General features: G+C 69.6%; 16 protein-coding genes. 10 read left to right on the top strand and 6 right to left on the bottom strand.

From position 1 onward, the window contains the following. Nucleotides 1-196: 196 nt before the first annotated feature. Entirely contained in the window at nucleotides 197-1,105 is a 909-nt protein-coding gene (locus ACWGLC_RS05255) for a heme o synthase (RefSeq protein WP_452098893.1), read from the top strand. 88 nt (nucleotides 1,106-1,193) lie between these two features. On the opposite strand, the gene ACWGLC_RS05250 is transcribed toward ACWGLC_RS05255, so the two are convergent. After that, the gene (locus ACWGLC_RS05250) at nucleotides 1,194-2,162 is read right to left on the bottom strand and encodes a quinone oxidoreductase family protein (protein WP_452098892.1); all 969 of its coding nucleotides are present in this window, start codon (nucleotides 2,160-2,162) and stop codon (nucleotides 1,194-1,196) included. 115 nt (nucleotides 2,163-2,277) lie between these two features. Here ACWGLC_RS05250 and ACWGLC_RS05245 point away from each other — a divergent pair, with 115 nt between their 5' ends. Further along, nucleotides 2,278-3,768, top strand: a complete 1,491-nt coding sequence (locus tag ACWGLC_RS05245) for a hypothetical protein (RefSeq protein WP_452098891.1) — start codon at nucleotides 2,278-2,280, stop codon at nucleotides 3,766-3,768. Between the two features lie 122 nt (nucleotides 3,769-3,890). Here the strand turns inward: ACWGLC_RS05245 and ACWGLC_RS05240 are convergent, their stop codons facing one another. The 4 genes from ACWGLC_RS05240 to mptB all read right to left on the bottom strand — a co-directional run bounded on the left by ACWGLC_RS05240 (nucleotide 3,891) and on the right by mptB (nucleotide 8,245). Further along, entirely contained in the window at nucleotides 3,891-4,787 is an 897-nt protein-coding gene (locus tag ACWGLC_RS05240; protein ID WP_452099060.1) for a COX15/CtaA family protein, read from the bottom strand. A gap of 125 nt (nucleotides 4,788-4,912) precedes the next feature. Then, nucleotides 4,913-5,704 (bottom strand): ABC transporter permease, encoded by a 792-nt coding sequence (locus tag ACWGLC_RS05235; RefSeq protein ID WP_452098890.1) that lies wholly within the window; start codon nucleotides 5,702-5,704, stop codon nucleotides 4,913-4,915. After that, entirely contained in the window at nucleotides 5,701-6,636 is a 936-nt protein-coding gene (locus tag ACWGLC_RS05230) for an ABC transporter ATP-binding protein (RefSeq protein WP_452098889.1), read from the bottom strand. Before ACWGLC_RS05230 ends, ACWGLC_RS05235 begins: the two co-directional genes overlap by 4 nt. 25 nt (nucleotides 6,637-6,661) lie before the next feature. Beyond that, on the bottom strand, nucleotides 6,662-8,245 hold the full coding sequence (gene mptB / locus ACWGLC_RS05225; RefSeq protein ID WP_452098888.1) for a polyprenol phosphomannose-dependent alpha 1,6 mannosyltransferase MptB: 1,584 nt from the start codon (nucleotides 8,243-8,245) through the stop codon (nucleotides 6,662-6,664). Between the two features lie 161 nt (nucleotides 8,246-8,406). On the opposite strand from mptB, the gene ACWGLC_RS05220 reads away from it, so the two are divergent. Genes ACWGLC_RS05220 through ACWGLC_RS05190 form a run of 7 tightly spaced genes read left to right on the top strand, consistent with a single transcriptional unit; the run spans nucleotide 8,407 to nucleotide 14,835 of the window. Then, nucleotides 8,407-9,144: a helix-turn-helix transcriptional regulator gene (locus ACWGLC_RS05220; protein WP_452098887.1), complete on the top strand. Its 738-nt coding sequence runs from the start codon at nucleotides 8,407-8,409 to the stop codon at nucleotides 9,142-9,144. Beyond that, nucleotides 9,141-10,592: a Fe-S cluster assembly protein SufB gene (sufB, locus tag ACWGLC_RS05215; protein WP_230928912.1), complete on the top strand. Its 1,452-nt coding sequence runs from the start codon at nucleotides 9,141-9,143 to the stop codon at nucleotides 10,590-10,592. Before ACWGLC_RS05220 ends, sufB begins: the two co-directional genes overlap by 4 nt. Nucleotides 10,593-10,597: 5 nt before the next feature. Continuing rightward, nucleotides 10,598-11,809: a Fe-S cluster assembly protein SufD gene (sufD, locus tag ACWGLC_RS05210; RefSeq protein ID WP_452098886.1), complete on the top strand. Its 1,212-nt coding sequence runs from the start codon at nucleotides 10,598-10,600 to the stop codon at nucleotides 11,807-11,809. Nucleotides 11,810-11,863: 54 nt separating this feature from the next. Next, nucleotides 11,864-12,634 (top strand): Fe-S cluster assembly ATPase SufC, encoded by a 771-nt coding sequence (gene sufC / locus ACWGLC_RS05205; protein WP_230928914.1) that lies wholly within the window; start codon nucleotides 11,864-11,866, stop codon nucleotides 12,632-12,634. A gap of 18 nt (nucleotides 12,635-12,652) precedes the next feature. Continuing rightward, entirely contained in the window at nucleotides 12,653-13,912 is a 1,260-nt protein-coding gene (locus ACWGLC_RS05200) for a cysteine desulfurase (RefSeq protein WP_452098885.1), read from the top strand. Next, on the top strand, nucleotides 13,909-14,358 hold the full coding sequence (sufU, locus tag ACWGLC_RS05195) for a Fe-S cluster assembly sulfur transfer protein SufU (RefSeq protein WP_230928916.1): 450 nt from the start codon (nucleotides 13,909-13,911) through the stop codon (nucleotides 14,356-14,358). Before ACWGLC_RS05200 ends, sufU begins: the two co-directional genes overlap by 4 nt. Nucleotides 14,359-14,364: 6 nt before the next feature. Further along, a complete protein-coding gene (locus ACWGLC_RS05190) occupies nucleotides 14,365-14,835 on the top strand; it encodes a metal-sulfur cluster assembly factor (RefSeq protein WP_230928917.1) in 471 nt (156 codons plus the stop codon). Here the strand turns inward: ACWGLC_RS05190 and ACWGLC_RS05185 are convergent. After that, nucleotides 14,832-16,001, bottom strand: a complete 1,170-nt coding sequence (locus tag ACWGLC_RS05185) for a lycopene cyclase family protein (protein WP_452098884.1) — start codon at nucleotides 15,999-16,001, stop codon at nucleotides 14,832-14,834. The two genes, ACWGLC_RS05190 and ACWGLC_RS05185, sit on opposite strands and share 4 nt — an antisense overlap. Before the next feature lie 38 nt (nucleotides 16,002-16,039). On the opposite strand from ACWGLC_RS05185, the gene ACWGLC_RS05180 reads away from it, so the two are divergent. Further along, nucleotides 16,040-16,822 carry a thioesterase family protein gene (locus tag ACWGLC_RS05180; protein ID WP_452098883.1) on the top strand — a complete coding sequence of 261 codons (783 nt, stop codon included), beginning with the start codon at nucleotides 16,040-16,042 and terminating at the stop codon, nucleotides 16,820-16,822. Nucleotides 16,823-16,828: the final 6 nt, after the last annotated feature.

Below are 16,828 nucleotides of genomic sequence, written 5' to 3'. Positions count from 1 at the left end.
GGTCCCCGCCCCCGCTCTTTCGCGGACGCCGAGGGCGGCACGTAGTATCGGCCGAGTAGTGCGTTCACGTCTGCGGCAAGGAGTTACGGTGCACGATTCCACCCCGACCCGGAGTGGGGGGCCGTCAGTCTCTCCTCCCGCGCTTTCGGGGCGACCGGCTCGGTCCGGCGGACCCTCCCGCGTCCTCGACGTGGTGATGGCATACATCGCCCTCACCAAGCCGCGGGTCATCGAGCTCCTCCTGGTCGCGGCGATCCCCGCACTCCTGCAGGCCGATCGCGGCCACATCCACCTCTCACTGGTGCTGTTGACCCTCGTCGGTGGCTGGCTCGGGGCGGCGAGTGCGAACTCGCTCAACATGGTCGTCGACTACGACATCGACCAGGTGATGAAGCGCACCGAGCGCCGCCCGTTGGCCCGCCACGCGATCACGCGCCGCGCCGCGTTGATCTTCGGCCTGGTGCTCGGTATGGCCAGCATGCTCTGGCTGGGGCTACTGGCGAAGAGCTGGCTCGCGGCCTTCTTCATCCTCATCACGATCCTCTTCTACGTGATCGTCTACTCGATGATCCTCAAGCGCCGCACCGCGCAGAACGTCGTCTGGGGCGGAGCCGCCGGATGCATGCCGGTGTTCGTGTCGTGGGCGGTCATCACGGACCACCTGCCCGAGGGCCAGCCGCACAACTGGTGGCAGGCGGTCGTGCTGTTCCTGGTCATCTTCTTCTGGACTCCGCCCCACACGTGGGCGCTCGCGATGCGCTACAAGGAGGACTACAAGGCGGCCGGCGTCCCGATGCTGCCGGTTGTCATGTCCGAAGAGGGAGTCACCAGGCGAATCACGATCTACACCTGGGTCACGGTCCTGTGCACGTTTGCTCTCGTCCCCGCGGCGGGATGGGTGTACGCACTCGGCGCCGTCGGTTTCGGTGTCTGGTTCATCGTGATGGCGCACCGCTTGGAGGCAGGCGTCCGCCGTGGCATCGAGGTCAAGCCGCTGAAGCTGTTCATCCTGTCGAACAACTACCTCGCGGGGGTGTTCGTCGCACTGTCCATCGACGCCGTCCTGGGACTGCAGACCATCTCGGAGATGCTGCCGATCCTCTGATCGGCCACAGGGATCCCGACCGGGGCGGCGCCCGGGGTCCCACTCCGCGTACCGGCCGGAGACCCGACAGGGTCTCCGGCGGGCCTTTTCACCGGGTCGGATCGAGAACCAGTGAGCCCGTCGTGCTCCGAGACTGCAGGGCCCGGTGTGCCTCAGCAGCCTCGGACAGACCGAACCGCGCGCCTACGGTCAGGCGCAACGAGCCGTCGACTATCCCCTCGAGGACCTCGGAGGCCCGCTCGCGGTAGTCCTCCGTGGACGCGATGTAGTCGGCCAGCGTCGGCCTGGTCAGGAACACCGATCCGGCCTCATTGAGCCGCTGGGGATCAACCGGCGGCACGGGACCACTCGCAGCACCGAAGAGAACCATCGACCCCCGGCGGGCCAGCGACGCGAGACTGTCATCGAAGGTGTCCTTTCCGACCCCGTCGAACACGGTTGCCACACCGCCCTCCGAGAGTTCACGCACACGTTCCGGCGTCGCATCCGGGTACAGCAGAACGTGATCCGCACCGAGTGCGCGACACAGCTCGGCCTTCTCCGCGGTCGAGGTGGTGGTGACGACGCGGAAGCCGCGACTCACGGCGAGTTGGATGAGCAACTGCCCGACCCCGCCGGCGCCCGCGGTGATGAGGACGGTGTCACCCTCCGTCGCCCGATGCGTGTCGGAGATGAGGTAGTGGGCTGTCAGGCCCTGAAGGAGCATCGAGGCGGCGACGTCGTCGTCGATTCCCTCGGGCACCGCCACGAGCGAGTCGGTCGGTGCCACGACGTACTGCGCATAGGAGCCCGGGACCTGACACCAGGCTACGCGGTCGCCCACGACCAGATCCGTCGCGTCCGGGCCGACCGCCTCGATCACCCCCGCGCCCTCGCTTCCGGGGATGAACGGCAGGTCCCGCGGGTAGATGCCCTCGCGGAGGTAAGTATCGATGTAGTTCACACCCACCGACGTCGTCCGCACCAGAACCTCACCCGGCCCGGGCACCGGCACATCGATCTCGACGGGGGTGAGGACCTCGGGGCCGCCGTGCTGGGCGATCTGAATGGCTCGCATGTCGCCCAGTATCCGGAACCATGGAAGATCTCGCAGGAGAAGGATCGTCACCTCTCCGGTCGGGGGACGGGAGTGGCGGACTGCGGGGGAGAGCCGAGGCGATAAGGTACACCGTATGAGCCTGCAGATCCTTTCCCAGTACGCCGGGGGACCGCACGTCAGGGCGACCGGCTGGCCCGCCATCGTCATCAGCGGCTCCGGCGGGACACCCGCGGCTGCGGCACCCGCGGCTGCGGCGCCGGCGGCTCCCGCCGAGCAGACCGCGGGGACCGCGGCGTCGGCTGAGGCGGCTGATGCTGCGGCGCCGGAGTCCACGACTTCTGAGACCGCTACCGTTGAGACAGCGGCCGCAGCAACTGCTCCTGTTGCTGCAGCGGCGGCTGCTGGCGGCGCGATCACGCTCGGGCGGCGCGCCCCGAAGGCGCCCGGTGGTGGGGCGTCGACGCTCCACGGGTCCCGTATCACGGAGTCCGAGGGCGCGGCGCCCGCTCCGAAACCCGCGTCGGCGGCCGAGGCGGAGCCTGCGACCGAGGCGAAGGCCGATTCGGCAGCCGAGGCGAAGCCCACATCGGCAGCAGGCGATGCCGCCGAGCCCACCACCGAGGCACCGGCAGTCGAGACGCCTGCTGACGCCGGCCCACCGAAGCCTGCCACCGCCACGGGCGGGGGGCTCCAGCTGGGCGGCGGTTCTAAAGCCAAGGCACCCGGCGGCGGATCTGCGGGCAAGCTCGTTCTCGGCGGTGGCGCCGCCGCCGCGGCTGCAGGTGCGGACACGGCCGACACAGTCGGTGACGCCGAGGCCGAGACCGGCGCGCCCGCTGATGCAGGAGCGCCCACCGACGCGCCGGCCGCCGAGTCCGCCGAGACGGCGCCGGCAGCCAAGCAGTCGTCGGAGACGACCGCCGGGGCCACTGCCGCGAAGGCCCCGGGTGGCGGGAAGTCCGGCGGGCTGACCCTCGGTGGCGGCTCCGGCGCCAAGGCCCCCGGCGGGGGCAAGTCCGGCGGGCTGACCCTCGGTGGCGGCTCCGGCGCCAAGGCGCCGGGCGGCGGGAAGAGCGGCGGGCTGACCCTGGGCGGCGGTGCCGCAGCGAGCGGCGCCGCGGCGGCGGGCGCTGCCGCAGCATCGTCGACCGAGGATGACAAGGCTCACGCCGCCGCGAAGGAGACGCAGGCGGACGAGGCGGCGGCGAAGTCCGCCACCCCGGCGCCCGCCCGGGAGCCGGAGAAGGAGGCCGCCGCCGAGGACTCCACGTCCGCCGCATCGGCCGAGAAGGCCGCCTCGGAGAAGATCGAGGCGACGCCGACTCCCGCTACTCCGGCTCCTCCCGCCAGGGCCGCCAAGCTCGTGAGCAGGTTCCTGTCCCGCCACGGCGGCACCGCGGACGTCGTCCTGCAGCCGACCGGCCGTCGGGGTGTCCGCGTGACCCTCGTCGGCGCCGACGGTGTCATGGGCGATGTCATGGTCGACACGCTGTCCCAGGCCGAAGCGGTGCGCGACGGCATCCAGGGCCTGACCGGCTCGGACTGGACCCGCGAGCTCATCTCCCGGGCTGATGTGCCGGCCGGCCACTGGAAGCGTATGGCCGGCTCCGGGTCACTTCTCTAGAGGGGTACGAATCGACGGCGGCCCCGCCACCAGGCGGGGTCGCCGTCGTCGTACCGTCCGACGCCACCCGGCAGCGCATCCGGCCGGTGGCCGGGGCCGGCCGGATGCGATGGGGCGGAAGATCAGGCGGTGATGCGTTCCCGAATGGTCCCGGCGGCCCACAGCGCCCCGGTGACCGCGGTGATGGCGCCCGCGAGCGTGACGTGGACGATCACCAGCAGTTCGGGCACACCGAGCTGGTACTGGGTGATACCGATGACCGCCTGAGCGGCGATCAGCCCGATGAGGATCGCAGCACGCCGGACGGCGGGGCCCGGGGTACGCAGTGCGATGAGGCCCGCGAGCAGCCCGATGAGCAGGCAGACGTATCCGATCATCAGCTCCGCGTGGAAATGCACCAACCACTGGATGGGCAGCTGCAGTCGGTCGGCAGCGCCGATACGGGCGTCGCCGGCGTGTGGCCCGGCGCCGGTGACCATCGTGCCCGAGACGAGTACGCCGGCGAGCAGCACCACGGACAGCCCCGTCAGCCAGGTCAGCGGCCTGGGGATGACGCGTCGGGCGGGCGCGGAGTCGTCCTCGCCGATCCGGACGAAGACTATCCCGGCGAACCACGCCAGGAACATCGACGGCAGCAGATGTAGCGCGACCGTCCACCAGGCCAGCCCGGCGAGCACGGTGATCCCGCCGATCACGGCCTGGGCCACGATGCCGAACGGCATCAGCCAGGCGAGCAGGAGAAGGTCCTGGCGCCGCCCTGCGCGGTGGAGGGCCAGGATCAGCGCGACGGCGACGGCCACCAGCACGAACGTCAGCAGGCGGTTACCGAACTCGACGGCCTGGTGGAGCGCGGGAGCCGCGCCGGCGACGGGGACGAAGCTGTCCTGATTGCAACGGGGCCAGGTCTCACAGCCGAGCCCGGACGCGGTGACGCGGACGGTGACGCCGGTCGTCATGATGCCGATCTGGGCGAAGACGTTCGCCAGGGCGATGCCCTTCTGGACCCGCAGCGACGGCATCGGCAGCCTGGACAGCAGCCCTCCGGGCTTCGCCGGTGTGGTCTCGGCCGGGGTTCCGGAGGACGGGGCGCGCGATGTCGAGGTCACGTTCCCGATTCTAGGCCGCGAGCTGTCGGGGTCTGCTATCAGGTGAAAGAGAAGTGACGTACGGCAAACCAGCCGCACACGGCGGTCCAACCGAGCAGGACCGCCGCGGCGAGCGCGGGGAGGCCGCCGCTGTCGGCGGTGAGGAGCGCGTCGGTCAGTGCGTAGGAGGGGACGACGACGAGGAGGTCGGCCACCCGGGCGGGGAGGTCGACCACCCCGATAGCGAGTCCCGCGGCTCCGATGAGCACGAACCAGATGAGGTTGGCCAGTCCGAGGACGATCTCGGCACGCATCGTGCCGCCGAGGAGGAGGCCCATCGACGAGAAGGCGGCGGATCCGAGCGCGATCATCACCGCGCCCACCAGGGCACCGGCGAGGTAGGGCCGCCACCCCATCGCGATGGCGATCGCGCCGAGGATGACCGTCTGCCCGGCCACCAGGATGAGCGTGGCCAGGATCTTCCCCGCGATGATGACGGCCGGCGGGAGAGGCGTGCCCCCGAGCCGCTTGAGCGCGTCGTACCTGCGGTCGAAGGCCACGGCGATCGCCTGCCCGGTGAACGAGGTCCCCATCACCGACATCGTCAGAACCGCGGTGATCGCGTGGTCGACGCGAGGTTCCGGAACGGCTCCGAAGTCGATCGCGACGAGGGCGATCAGCGCGGCGAGCGGAATGATGAGAGCTACCAGCAGCTGCTCTCCGTTGCGCAGGAACAGGGTCAGTTCCATACGGGTCTGGGCGGCGGCCATGCGCCGGACCGGTGCCGGGGCCGAGGGCCGGGCGAAGGTACCGGGGGCGAACCGGTTGTGCGCGGTCTGGGGGTGGCTCATCGCAGATCCCGTCCGGTCAGGTCGAGGAAGACCTCCTCGAGACTCCTGGTCCGTGTGGCCAGGGAGGTGAGTTGGACGCCGGCCCGCTCCAGTGCGGTGCACAGCGCGGTCATCAGTTCCGGGGAGACAGGGCCGTGGACCTCGAGCACGCCGGCGGCGCTGCCGGCCGTGACGGTGTGGTCCGGCCCGAGCACGCCGTCGAGGAGGGACGGGACCACGTCGGTGTCGACGACGAGGGTCACGCCCTCGGTCGTACCGTCCCGTTCTAGTTCGGCGGGGCTGCCGGAGGCGACCTGCCGCCCGCGGTCGACGATCACCACCTCGTCGGCGAGCGCCGCGGCCTCGTCCATGAGATGGGTGGTGAGCAGGACCGCCACCCCGTCAGCGCGGAGCGCCCGGACCAGGTCCCAGACCGCGAGTCGCGCCTGGGCGTCGAGCCCGGCGGTCGGCTCGTCCAGGAACACCAGCTCGGGCCGGCCCATGACGGCGATCGCGAGGGAGAGCCGCTGCTGTTGGCCGCCCGACAGCCGTCGGTACGGCGTGTTGACGTGATCGCTCAGTCCGAGCTCGTCCAGTAGCCAGTCCGGGTCCAGGGGGTCGGAGTAGTACGCGGCCACCAGTCGGAGCATCTCGCCGGCGCGGACTCCGGGATACGCCCCTCCGCCCTGCAGCATCATGCCGATCCGGTTTCGGACACCCTGACGATCTGTGACGGGGTCCATCCCCAGTACCCGTACGGTCCCGGCATCCGGGCGGAGGAAGCCCTCGCAGATCTCGACCGTGGTGGTCTTGCCCGCGCCGTTGGGCCCGAGCAGGGCCATGACCTGACCGCGCTCGAGGGTCAGATCCAGACCGGCGACGGCAGTGGTGGCGCCGAACGTCTTGACAAGTCCTTCGACCTGTAGCGCGGGGGAGTGGGTCGATGGGGTCACGGCTGCCGATTGTAGGCCGACGCGCCTAGCGGTAGCGCAACAGCCCGGGCCACCGGAAGAGGGCGACGAGCACGATCAGAACGGTCACCACCGTCGCAGCCCAGGCCTGGACTGTCACGAAAGGGGGCAGACCGGCACCGGGCGGGAGTGTGAAGCAGGCGAGCACCGCACTGACGGCCACCACCGGGATGCGGAATTCCACACGCGATGCCCATGCGGCCAGGGGCACGAGGGCCCACAGTACGTACCAGGGGTGGACGACGGGGAAACACAGGACGATCGCGGCCATGGACACGCCCAGTCCGCCCACCGGGTTCATCCGGCCGGCCTGGACCGCGAACAGCATGCGCACCGTGAACGCCGCGGCAGCGATGAGGGCCGCGGTCTGCACCATGACGAGGATCTGCTCGGTGTGATCGCCCAACCCCAGGTACTGGCCTGTTCCTCCGGCGATCACGCCGAGAGCGGTGGGGGGCGAGAGCCAGCTCCGCAGCGAGGTGGCCGCCCCGAGCTTGGTGATCCATCCCAGCCCCGAGGAGGTCACGAGCATGGCGACGCCGGTGGTCACCCCGCTCACCGCGAGCATCGCGAGAGCCGCCCTGACGGTGGCGCGCCACCCCGCACCCCACCGTCGCGCGAGCGCCATCCCGACGAACCCGAGCGCGACCACGGTCGGCAGTTTCACCAACGCCGACCCGGTAACCAGGACCGTGCCGAGGACGAACATGGCGGTGGTGCGTCGACCCGGTGGGGCCTCGACGGCCCGCAGTGCCAGCACGAGCCCGATCGCCAGCAGCCCCATCATGAGCGCTTCCGAGTGGATGCCCGAGACAAGGTGGAACAGGACGAGCGGGTTGGCCACGGCCAACCACAACGCGGCCACGTCCGAGACCCCGCAGTACTCGGCGAGGCGGGGGACGGCCCAGCCGAGCATGAGGATGCCGATCACGGCCACCACGCGGTGCAGGATGATGGCGGGCACGACCTCCTCGCCGGTGATGGCGTGGATGAGTTTCTGGACGCCCAGGAACAGCGGCCCGTACTGGTTCGGGGTGTCACGCCAGATGTCCGGCACGTTGATGGCCAGGGCGTGCGAGGTGCCCAGCGCGGACACGGGGCCGAGCGCGTAGGGGTCGTCCTGCGAGTTCCCGATCGCCCCCTGTGCGAGATAGCTGTAGACGTCCTTGCTGAACATCGGTGGGGCCACCGCCAGAGGCAGCGCCCACGACGCGATGATGCGGTCCAGGGTCGCCCGGTCGATCCGCCCGCTGAGTCGCCCGCGCCTGTCCCGGCCCAGGACGTACGGGGCGAGCAGCAGCCAGCAGATGACCACCACGACCATTCCCGCCATGACGACGGTCATCGAGGACTGCTGCAGCCGGAGCCACAGACCGAACAGCCGCTCCCCCGCAGCGGGGTTCTGAAGCACGGGCAACGCGCCGGCGCCCAGCGCACCGACCGCCATCGCGACCGCAGCGGTGGTCCCGGTCAACCGGATGCGCCGGAGCCGCGCCATCTCGGCGGACATCGGCGAGCCGGTGGGCAACTCCGCGGTGTGCAACCGGGCGGTCACCGCACCCGCGCCGCGCAGGGGGAATTCGCGTGCCACTGTCCCGACCTCCTCCACCGCAGGCGCCGTCGGACCACCCTCGACCACCCCTGTCGGAGCGCCCGGGGGTGGGGGAATATTTCCGACACAAGTTTGTTGCGTAATATCAGGTGGTGCGTCCCACTCGGGGCGCAACGAGCATAACCGGAAGGGAGTGACGCATGAGCGTGCAGCACGCATACGCCACCAGCGCACGCCCGGACACGCGCTCGGCGATCCGTGAACTCCTCCTCGCCCGAGGAGCGCTCACCGCGACGGAGATCGGACGCGAACTCGGCCTCACCGCCGCAGGCGTCCGACGACACCTCGACAACCTCGTCGAGGTCGGCGAGGTGGAGCCCGCGCACACGCGTCCGGCCGGAACCCGCGGCCGACCGGCGAAGGCCTTCCAGGTCACGGCCTCCGGACGCAGCACGGCCAAGCACGGGTACGATCACCTGGCCGTCGAGGCACTCACGGCGCTGCGCCGGATCGGCGGCTCCGAGGCGGTTATCGACTTCGCCCGAGAGCGAGTCCGTTCGGTGATCGGACACGTCCGACCAGCTGAGGGGCCGCACGATGTCGAACGCGCCGCGTCCGACATCGCGTCCGCGCTGTCCGAGGCCGGATACGCCTCGTCCGTCGAGGAGGTGGGGACCGGCCTGCAGGTCTGTCAGCACCACTGCCCGGTCTGGAACGTCGCCTCTCGTTTCCCGGAACTGTGCGAGGCCGAGCAGGAGGTGGTGTCCGAGATAGTGGGCACCCACGTCCAGCGCCTCGCCACCATTGCGGGCGGCAACTGCGCCTGCACCACGAACATCCCGACAGGGACCGTGTCCGCGGAGTTCCTCGCGGCCACGATCCCCGCACCGGCCGGCGCACCCGCGCCGGCTTCGACCGCCGAAAGGACAGTGCGATGACCATCACCCCAGACCAGGTGACGGCCGACGTCACCGAGCCGACCACCGACGAGGAGCGGATCGCCTCCATCGGTCAGTACAACTATGGCTGGCACGATTCGGACGACGCCGGTGCCACCGCGCAGCGTGGACTCTCCGAGGCGGTCGTGCGTGACATCTCCGCCAAGAAGAACGAGTCCGACTGGATGCTCGAGAAGCGACTCAAGGCGCTGAGCATCTTCGACAAGAAGCCGATGCCGGCCTGGGGTTCCGACCTCTCGGGGATCGACTTCGACAACATCAAGTACTTCGTCCGTTCGACCGAGAAGCAGGCCACCAGCTGGGAGGACCTGCCCGAGGACATCAAGAACACCTACGACAAGCTCGGCATCCCCGAGGCCGAGAAGCAGCGTCTGGTGGCCGGTGTCGCGGCGCAGTACGAGTCCGAGGTGGTCTACCACCAGATCCGTGAGGACCTGGAGAGCCAGGGCGTCATCTTCATGGACACCGACACCGCCCTCAAGGAGCACCCGGAGTACTTCGAGGAGTACTTCGGCTCGGTGATCCCGTCGGGCGACAACAAGTTCTCCGCGCTCAACACCGCGGTGTGGTCGGGCGGCTCGTTCATCTACGTCCCCAAGGGCGTGCACGTCGACATCCCCCTGCAGGCCTACTTCCGCATCAACACCGAGAACATGGGCCAGTTCGAGCGGACGCTGATCATCGTGGACGAGGACGCCTACGTGCACTACGTCGAGGGCTGCACCGCGCCGATCTACAAGTCGGACTCGCTGCACTCGGCCGTGGTGGAGATCGTCGTCAAGAAGGGCGGTCGCTGCCGCTACACGACCATCCAGAACTGGTCGAACAACGTCTATAACCTGGTGACCAAGCGTGCCCGTGCCGAAGAGGGCGCCACCATGGAGTGGATCGACGGCAACATCGGTTCCAAGGTCACCATGAAGTACCCCGCCGTGTGGCTGACCGGTGAGCACGCCAAGGGAGAGGTCCTCTCCGTGGCGTTCGCCGGCGAGGGCCAGCACCAGGACACCGGCTCGAAGATGCTGCACCTGGCGCCCAACACGTCGTCGAACATCGTCTCCAAGTCGGTGGCGCGCGGCGGCGGGCGCTCCGCCTACCGCGGGCTGATCCAGATCAACCCCGGCGCCAAGGGCTCCAAGTCCAACGTCGAGTGCGACGCGCTGCTGGTGGACAACATCAGCCGCTCGGACACCTATCCGTACATCGACATCCGCGAGGATGACGTGACGCTGGGGCATGAGGCCACGGTCTCCAAGGTGAGCCAGGACCAGCTGTTCTACCTCATGAGCCGCGGCCTGGCCGAGGAAGAGGCCATGGCGATGATCGTCCGCGGATTCGTGGAGCCCATCGCCAAGGAGCTGCCGATGGAGTACGCCCTCGAGCTCAACCGCCTGATCGAACTGCAGATGGAAGGATCGGTGGGCTGACCACCATGACCGACACCACCACCACCCCCACCCCGGCCTCCGCGCCGGCCCCGGTGACCGACCGCTACGGGATCCCCGTCGGCGCGACGAAGGGCGACCAGTTCTCCTCCTTCGACGTAGGCGCCTTCGAGGTCCCGAGCCACAAGGACGAGATCTGGCGGTTCACCCCGCTGCGGCGCCTGCGTGGCATCCACGACGGCTCGAACGTCGAGGCCACCGGCCGGATCCTCGTGTCCCTCGCCGAGCAGGACGGACTGACCGTCGAGACCGTCACCACCGGTGACAAGCGCGTCGGCGAGGCCGGTGCGCCCCGCGATCGGGTCGCGGCCCAGGCCTTCACCGCCGCGGACGAGGCCACCATCATCACCGTGGCGAAGAACAAGGTGATCGACGAGCCCGTCTACGTCACCGTCGACGGCCCGGGCGAGGGCAACGTGGCGTTCGGCCACACGCAGGTCCGTTTGGAGCCGTTCGCCAACGCCACATTCGTGGTCGATCAGCGCGGCGGCGGCACCGTCGCCGAGAACGCCGAGTTCATCGTCGGCGATTCCGCCCACCTCGAGGTCGTGCTCATCCAGGACTGGGATGACGACGTGGTGCACCTGGCCGGCCATCACCTGCAGGTCGGCCGCGACGCCACCGTGACGTACACCGCCGTCACCTTCGGTGGCGAGGTCGTACGAATCGCCCCGTCCGTCCGGTACACCGCACCCGGCGGCACGGCCCACCTCAATGGTCTGTACTACGCGGATGACGGGCAGCACATCGAGCACCGTCTCCTCGTCGACCACGAGGTCCCGAACTGCACCTCGCGGATCCTCTACAAGGGCGCCCTCCAGGGCGACGCGAAGTCGAACCTGCCGGATGCGCACACCGTCTGGATCGGTGACGTGCTCATCCGGTCGCAGGCGCTCGGCACCGACACCTACGAGATGAACCGCAACCTCGTCCTGACCGACGGGGCGCGTGCGGACTCGGTGCCCAACCTCGAGATCGAGACCGGTGAGATCGCCGGCGCGGGCCACGCCAGCGCCGTCGGCCGGTTCGACGAGGAGCACCTCTTCTACCTCATGTCGCGCGGTATCGCCGAGGACGTCGCACGACGCCTCGTCGTCCGCGGCTTCTTCGGCGAGGTGATCAACCGAATCGGTGTGCCCGAGGTTCGCGACCGGATCACCGAGGCCGTCGAGCTGGAGCTGCAGTCCTCCGGTATCTGACGTCCGGCCCCGAGTAATTCCCCAAGACCTTTCACACAGATTGCGAGCACTGAAATGACCATTCTCGAGATCAAGGACCTGACGGCCCGCGTCGCCGCCACCGAGGACGCCCCGGAGACCGTCGAGATCCTCAAGGGCGTCAACCTGACCATCGAGTCCGGCCAGACCCACGCCATCATGGGCCCCAACGGCTCCGGCAAATCGACCCTGGCATACGTCATCGCCGGCCACCCCAAGTACGAGGTCACCGGCGGAACCGTCACCCTGGACGGCGAGAACGTCCTGGAGATGGAGGTCGACGAGCGGGCGCGCGCCGGCCTGTTCCTGGCCATGCAGTACCCGACCGAGATCCCCGGAGTCTCCACCGCCAACTTCCTGCGCACCGCGGCTACCGCCGTGCGTGGCGAGGCCCCGAAGCTGCGCCACTGGGTCAAGGAGGTCAAGGAAGCCATGTCCGACCTGGACTTCGACCCGGCGTTCTCCGAGCGCAGCGTGAACGAGGGCTTCTCCGGCGGCGAGAAGAAGCGCCACGAGATCCTTCAGCTCGACCTCCTCAAGCCGAAGATCGCCGTTCTCGACGAGACCGACTCCGGCCTGGACGTCGACGCCCTGCGCGTCGTCTCCGAGGGCGTCAACCGCTACAAGGCGGAGGAGAACGGCGGGATCCTGCTCATCACCCACTACACGCGGATCCTGCAGTACATCAAGCCCGACACGGTTCACGTGTTCGTCGACGGCCGCGTCGCCGCCTCCGGTGGCGCCGAGTTGGCCGACGAGCTCGAGGCGAACGGTTACGAGAAGTACCTGACGCCCGCGAACGCCTGATCAGACAGCTGGGAGACCATGACCACGACTCTCGATCTCACCGCGGTCCGCGCGGACTTCCCGATCCTGCACCGGACCGTCCGAGACGGAAAGCCCCTGGTGTACCTGGACTCCGGGGCCACCTCGCAGCGCCCCGTCCAGGTGCTCGACGCGGAGCGGGACTTCCTCCTGCACTCCAACGCGGCCGTGCACCGTGGCGCCCACCAGCTGGCTGAGGAGGCGACGGACGCCTATGAGGGCGCCCGCGCCGATATCGGTCGGTTCGTCGGCGCTGACGTCGACGAGTTGGTCTTCACCAAGAACGCCACCGAGGCCCTGAACCTCGTCGCGTTCGCCCTGGGGGACCCCCGCTTCGGCGAGTACACGCTCGGGCCGGGGGACGAGGTGGTGATCTCTGAACTCGAGCACCACGCGAACCTCGTTCCGTGGCAGGAGCTGTGCCGGCGCACCGGCGCCACCCTGCGCTGGTACGGCGTCACCGATGACGGACGCATCGACCTCGACTCGGTCCGGCTGACCGATGCGGTCAAGGTCGTGGCCGTGACCCACCAGTCCAACGTGACCGGTGCGGTCACCGACGTCGCACGCGTCGTCGAGTCGGCACGGGCGGTGGGCGCGCTCGTCGTCCTGGATGCGTGCCAATCGGTGCCGCACATGGCCGTCGACTTCCACGCTCTGGGTGTGGACTTCGCGGCGTTCTCGGGCCACAAGATGCTCGGCCCCACCGGGATCGGCGTCCTTTACGGGCGTCGAGAGCTCCTGCAGGCGATGCCTCCGGTGCTCACCGGGGGATCGATGATCGCCACGGTGACGATGGAGGAGTCCACCTACGCGGATCCCCCGCAGCGCTTCGAGGCCGGCGTGCCGATGGTGTCGCAGGCCGTGGGCCTGGCCGCCGCCGTGCGCTACCTCGAGGGGGTGGGCATGGAGACGATCGCCCGCCACGAAGAGGCGCTGACCGTGGCCGCGCTCGACGCGCTCGCCTCGATCCCGGGTATCCGGATCGTCGGGCCGACTGACATGGTGTCGCGCGGCGGCGCCGTCTCCTTCGTCGTCGACGGGATCCACGCCCACGACGTGAGCCAGGTCCTCGACGACGACGGCGTGGCCGTGCGGGTCGGGCACCACTGCGCGTGGCCGCTCCATCGGCGACTCGGGGTACAGTCCACGGTCCGCGCCTCGTTCGCGCTGTACAACACGCTCGACGAGGTCGAGGTGCTGGCGCGGTCGCTGCGCAGGGCGCAGGAGTTCTTCGGCGTGGGAGGTCAGGGTCTGTGAAGCTCGAGCAGATGTACCAGGAAGTGATCCTCGACCACTACCGCCGCCCGCAACACAGCGGGTTGCGGGAGCCCTTCGGGTGCGAGGTGCACCACGTCAATCCGACCTGTGGTGACGAGTTGACGCTGCGCCTGCAACTCTCGGACGACCAGTCCACGGTCGCCGACGTCTCCTACGACGCCCAGGGCTGTTCGATCAGCCAGGCCTCCACGTCGATGATGGCCGAACTGCTGGTCGGCAGGCCGGTCTCGGAGTCCCTCGAGATCTTCGAGGCGTTCCACGCCATGATCTCGTCCCGCGGCCAGGACGAGGGCGACGAAGAACTTTTGGACGATGCCGTGGCACTGGCCGGAGTGTCCCGCTACCCGGCGCGCGTCAAGTGCGCCCTACTGGGCTGGATGGCGTTCAAGGACGCCCTCGCACAACAGACCGAACACCAGGAGTGATGTGACATGACCGAGCAGATGACACCTGCCAACGACCCGTCCGTCGACGATCCGATGTCGGGGGCGGAGAACGACACGGACCCGGGCACTGCCTACAACGGCGAGTTCCGGCCCGACCCCAACCGGCCGGAGCAGTCCGAGGACGACCTCGCGTTGGTGGCCGATCTCGAGGAGGCCATGCGTGACGTGGTCGACCCCGAACTCGGCATCAACGTCGTCGACCTGGGCCTGGTCTATGACATCTGGGTCCGACCGGGCGAGACCGAGGGGTCGACCATCGCACGCGTGGACATGACACTCACGTCCGCCGCGTGTCCGCTCACCGACGTGATCGAGGACCAGGCGCGCAGCGCCACCGTCGGTTCGGACCTCGTCAACGAGCTCGAGCTCAACTGGGTCTGGATGCCGCCGTGGGGCCCCCAGATGATCACCGACGACGGCCGCGAGCAGCTCCGCGCCATCGGGTTCACCGTCTAGTCAGAACCCGACGAGCCGGCATGGTCGCGCGGATCCTTCTTCAGGACCGCGGCGATCATGCCGGCTTTCTGCTGTACCGGCATGTCGGCCCACATGCCCCACATCGCCGATCCCACCTGATACGACGGGCTGGCCGCGTCTAGGAACCACCGCTGCTTACGGGACTCCAGCCTGCCGAAGGCGGAGAACAGTTCCCGTACCGTTTCGTGATCCGCGCGCAACAGTGCCCGCAGTCCCAGGGAGTGCAGAGCGGTGGTCAGGGGGGAGCGGGGCTCAGGAATCGGCCGGCCGGTACCCAATGCCACGACCGCCCCCGGGACCGCCCCGAGCGCGGCCGCGACCGAGTAGCCGGTCGCAGCGTGACCGTACCCACCGGCGGTGCCGAAGGCCTCAACCCGCGGGTTCGCGGCGTAGCGGGGGCGGGGCGTGAGCGGGATGCGTACACGCTCCACCGCGAGCGGCTCGTCGAGCGCGGCCCGGTCCACGCCCCGACGCCGCAGCCGCGAGCGCAGGCGGGTCTCGAGGACGGCCGGTCTCGGGGCCGGCCACCCGGCGAGGCACGTCTCCTCGAGGAGGACACGGTCCGGGCCCACGGGTATCGCGTACAGGAATCCGGGGCCGGCCTCGTCGTCGTCGTGATCGGAGCGCCAATCCATGAACAGCGCGGACTCACCGCCGAGGGCGGGCGCCGCGGCGTCGGCCTCCACGACGATCCCGTAGGCGGTCTGTAGTGGGCCACGGTTGCGCTGGCCACCGGCGCCGCGACAGTCCACGACACGATGCGCCCGCTCGGTGAGGGCGAGCACCCCGGAGTCGTCAAGGGTGTCACGCTCGACGGTGACCCCGGGGCCGAGCGGCAGGGCGGCGTGCAACTCCTCGGTGTCGAGTACCGCGTACTCCCGCTCGAGGACCGCTCGCTCGGGCGCGTACATCGCGGGGCCGTACACCCGGTTAGCGAGAACGTCGGTGCCACAGGCGTCCGCGCGTAGCCACGGGGGAACCTGATCGGCCCACAGCGACAGGGTCTGACGCCACACCGCATCCGGCGCCGGGTCCACCGCCAATACCGTGAGTCCGGCGCCCGCGCACCGGGAGGCCAGCGCGCGACCGGCCGGACCCAGGCCGACGATCGCGACGTCGAACAGCCCGCCACCCGTAGCATCCATGGGGATCGACCCTACCGCCGTCGCCCGAAGGGAGTCCCATGTCCGGTTCGTTCTACCAGCAGGTTGACCGGGGGCGATTCGAGTCGACGCCGTTGACCGCCGGCCCCTGGTCGGCCGAATCGCAGCACGCGGGACCCCCGAGTGCGCTGCTGGTACGGGCACTGGAGCAGTTCGAGGCCGAGCCCGAGGTGCGGCTGGCGCGGCTGTCGGTGGACGTACTCGGGCCCGTGCCGATCGCACCATTGGACATCGAGGTGCACCGGATCCGGCCCGGGCGCAGCGTGGAGCTGCTCGAGGCCACTGCGTCTGTCAACGGCCGGCCCGCGCTCGTCGCCCGGGGATGGCGGATGCGCCGCACGCCCGCGGATTTTCCGACCGTCGGCACACATGCAGGACCGCCGGCTCCCGATGTCCTGGAGCGTGGGGCGATGATGAGTTACGCCTATCAGGACGGGTATTTGTCGGTGGTGGATTTCGCGTTCATCTCCGGCAGCGGTGACGAGCTCGGCCCCGCCCGGGCCTGGGGCCGCTCCCGCGCGGACCTGATCGAGGGGGAGGCCATGACCGGCTGGCAGCACACCGTCGTGGTGGCGGACTCCTCGAGCGGCGTGTCGATGGGCAGTGATCCGCTGACCCACCCGGCGATCAACTGCGACCTGGTCGTGTCGCTGCACCGCGATCCCCGCCCCGGGTGGGTCCACCTCGACACCGAGACGATCGGCTCACCGGAGCAGGGCGTCCTCACCGACACCAGGATCTCCGACGACCACGGCAGCCTCGGGCGGTGCGTGCAGAACCTGTACGGGCGACGCTCGGGGTGACCCTCT

Source organism: Dietzia sp. NPDC055877, from assembly GCF_053615975.1.
Note: the sequence above shows the minus strand (reverse complement) of the source record. Positions and strands in the feature narration are given on the sequence as shown.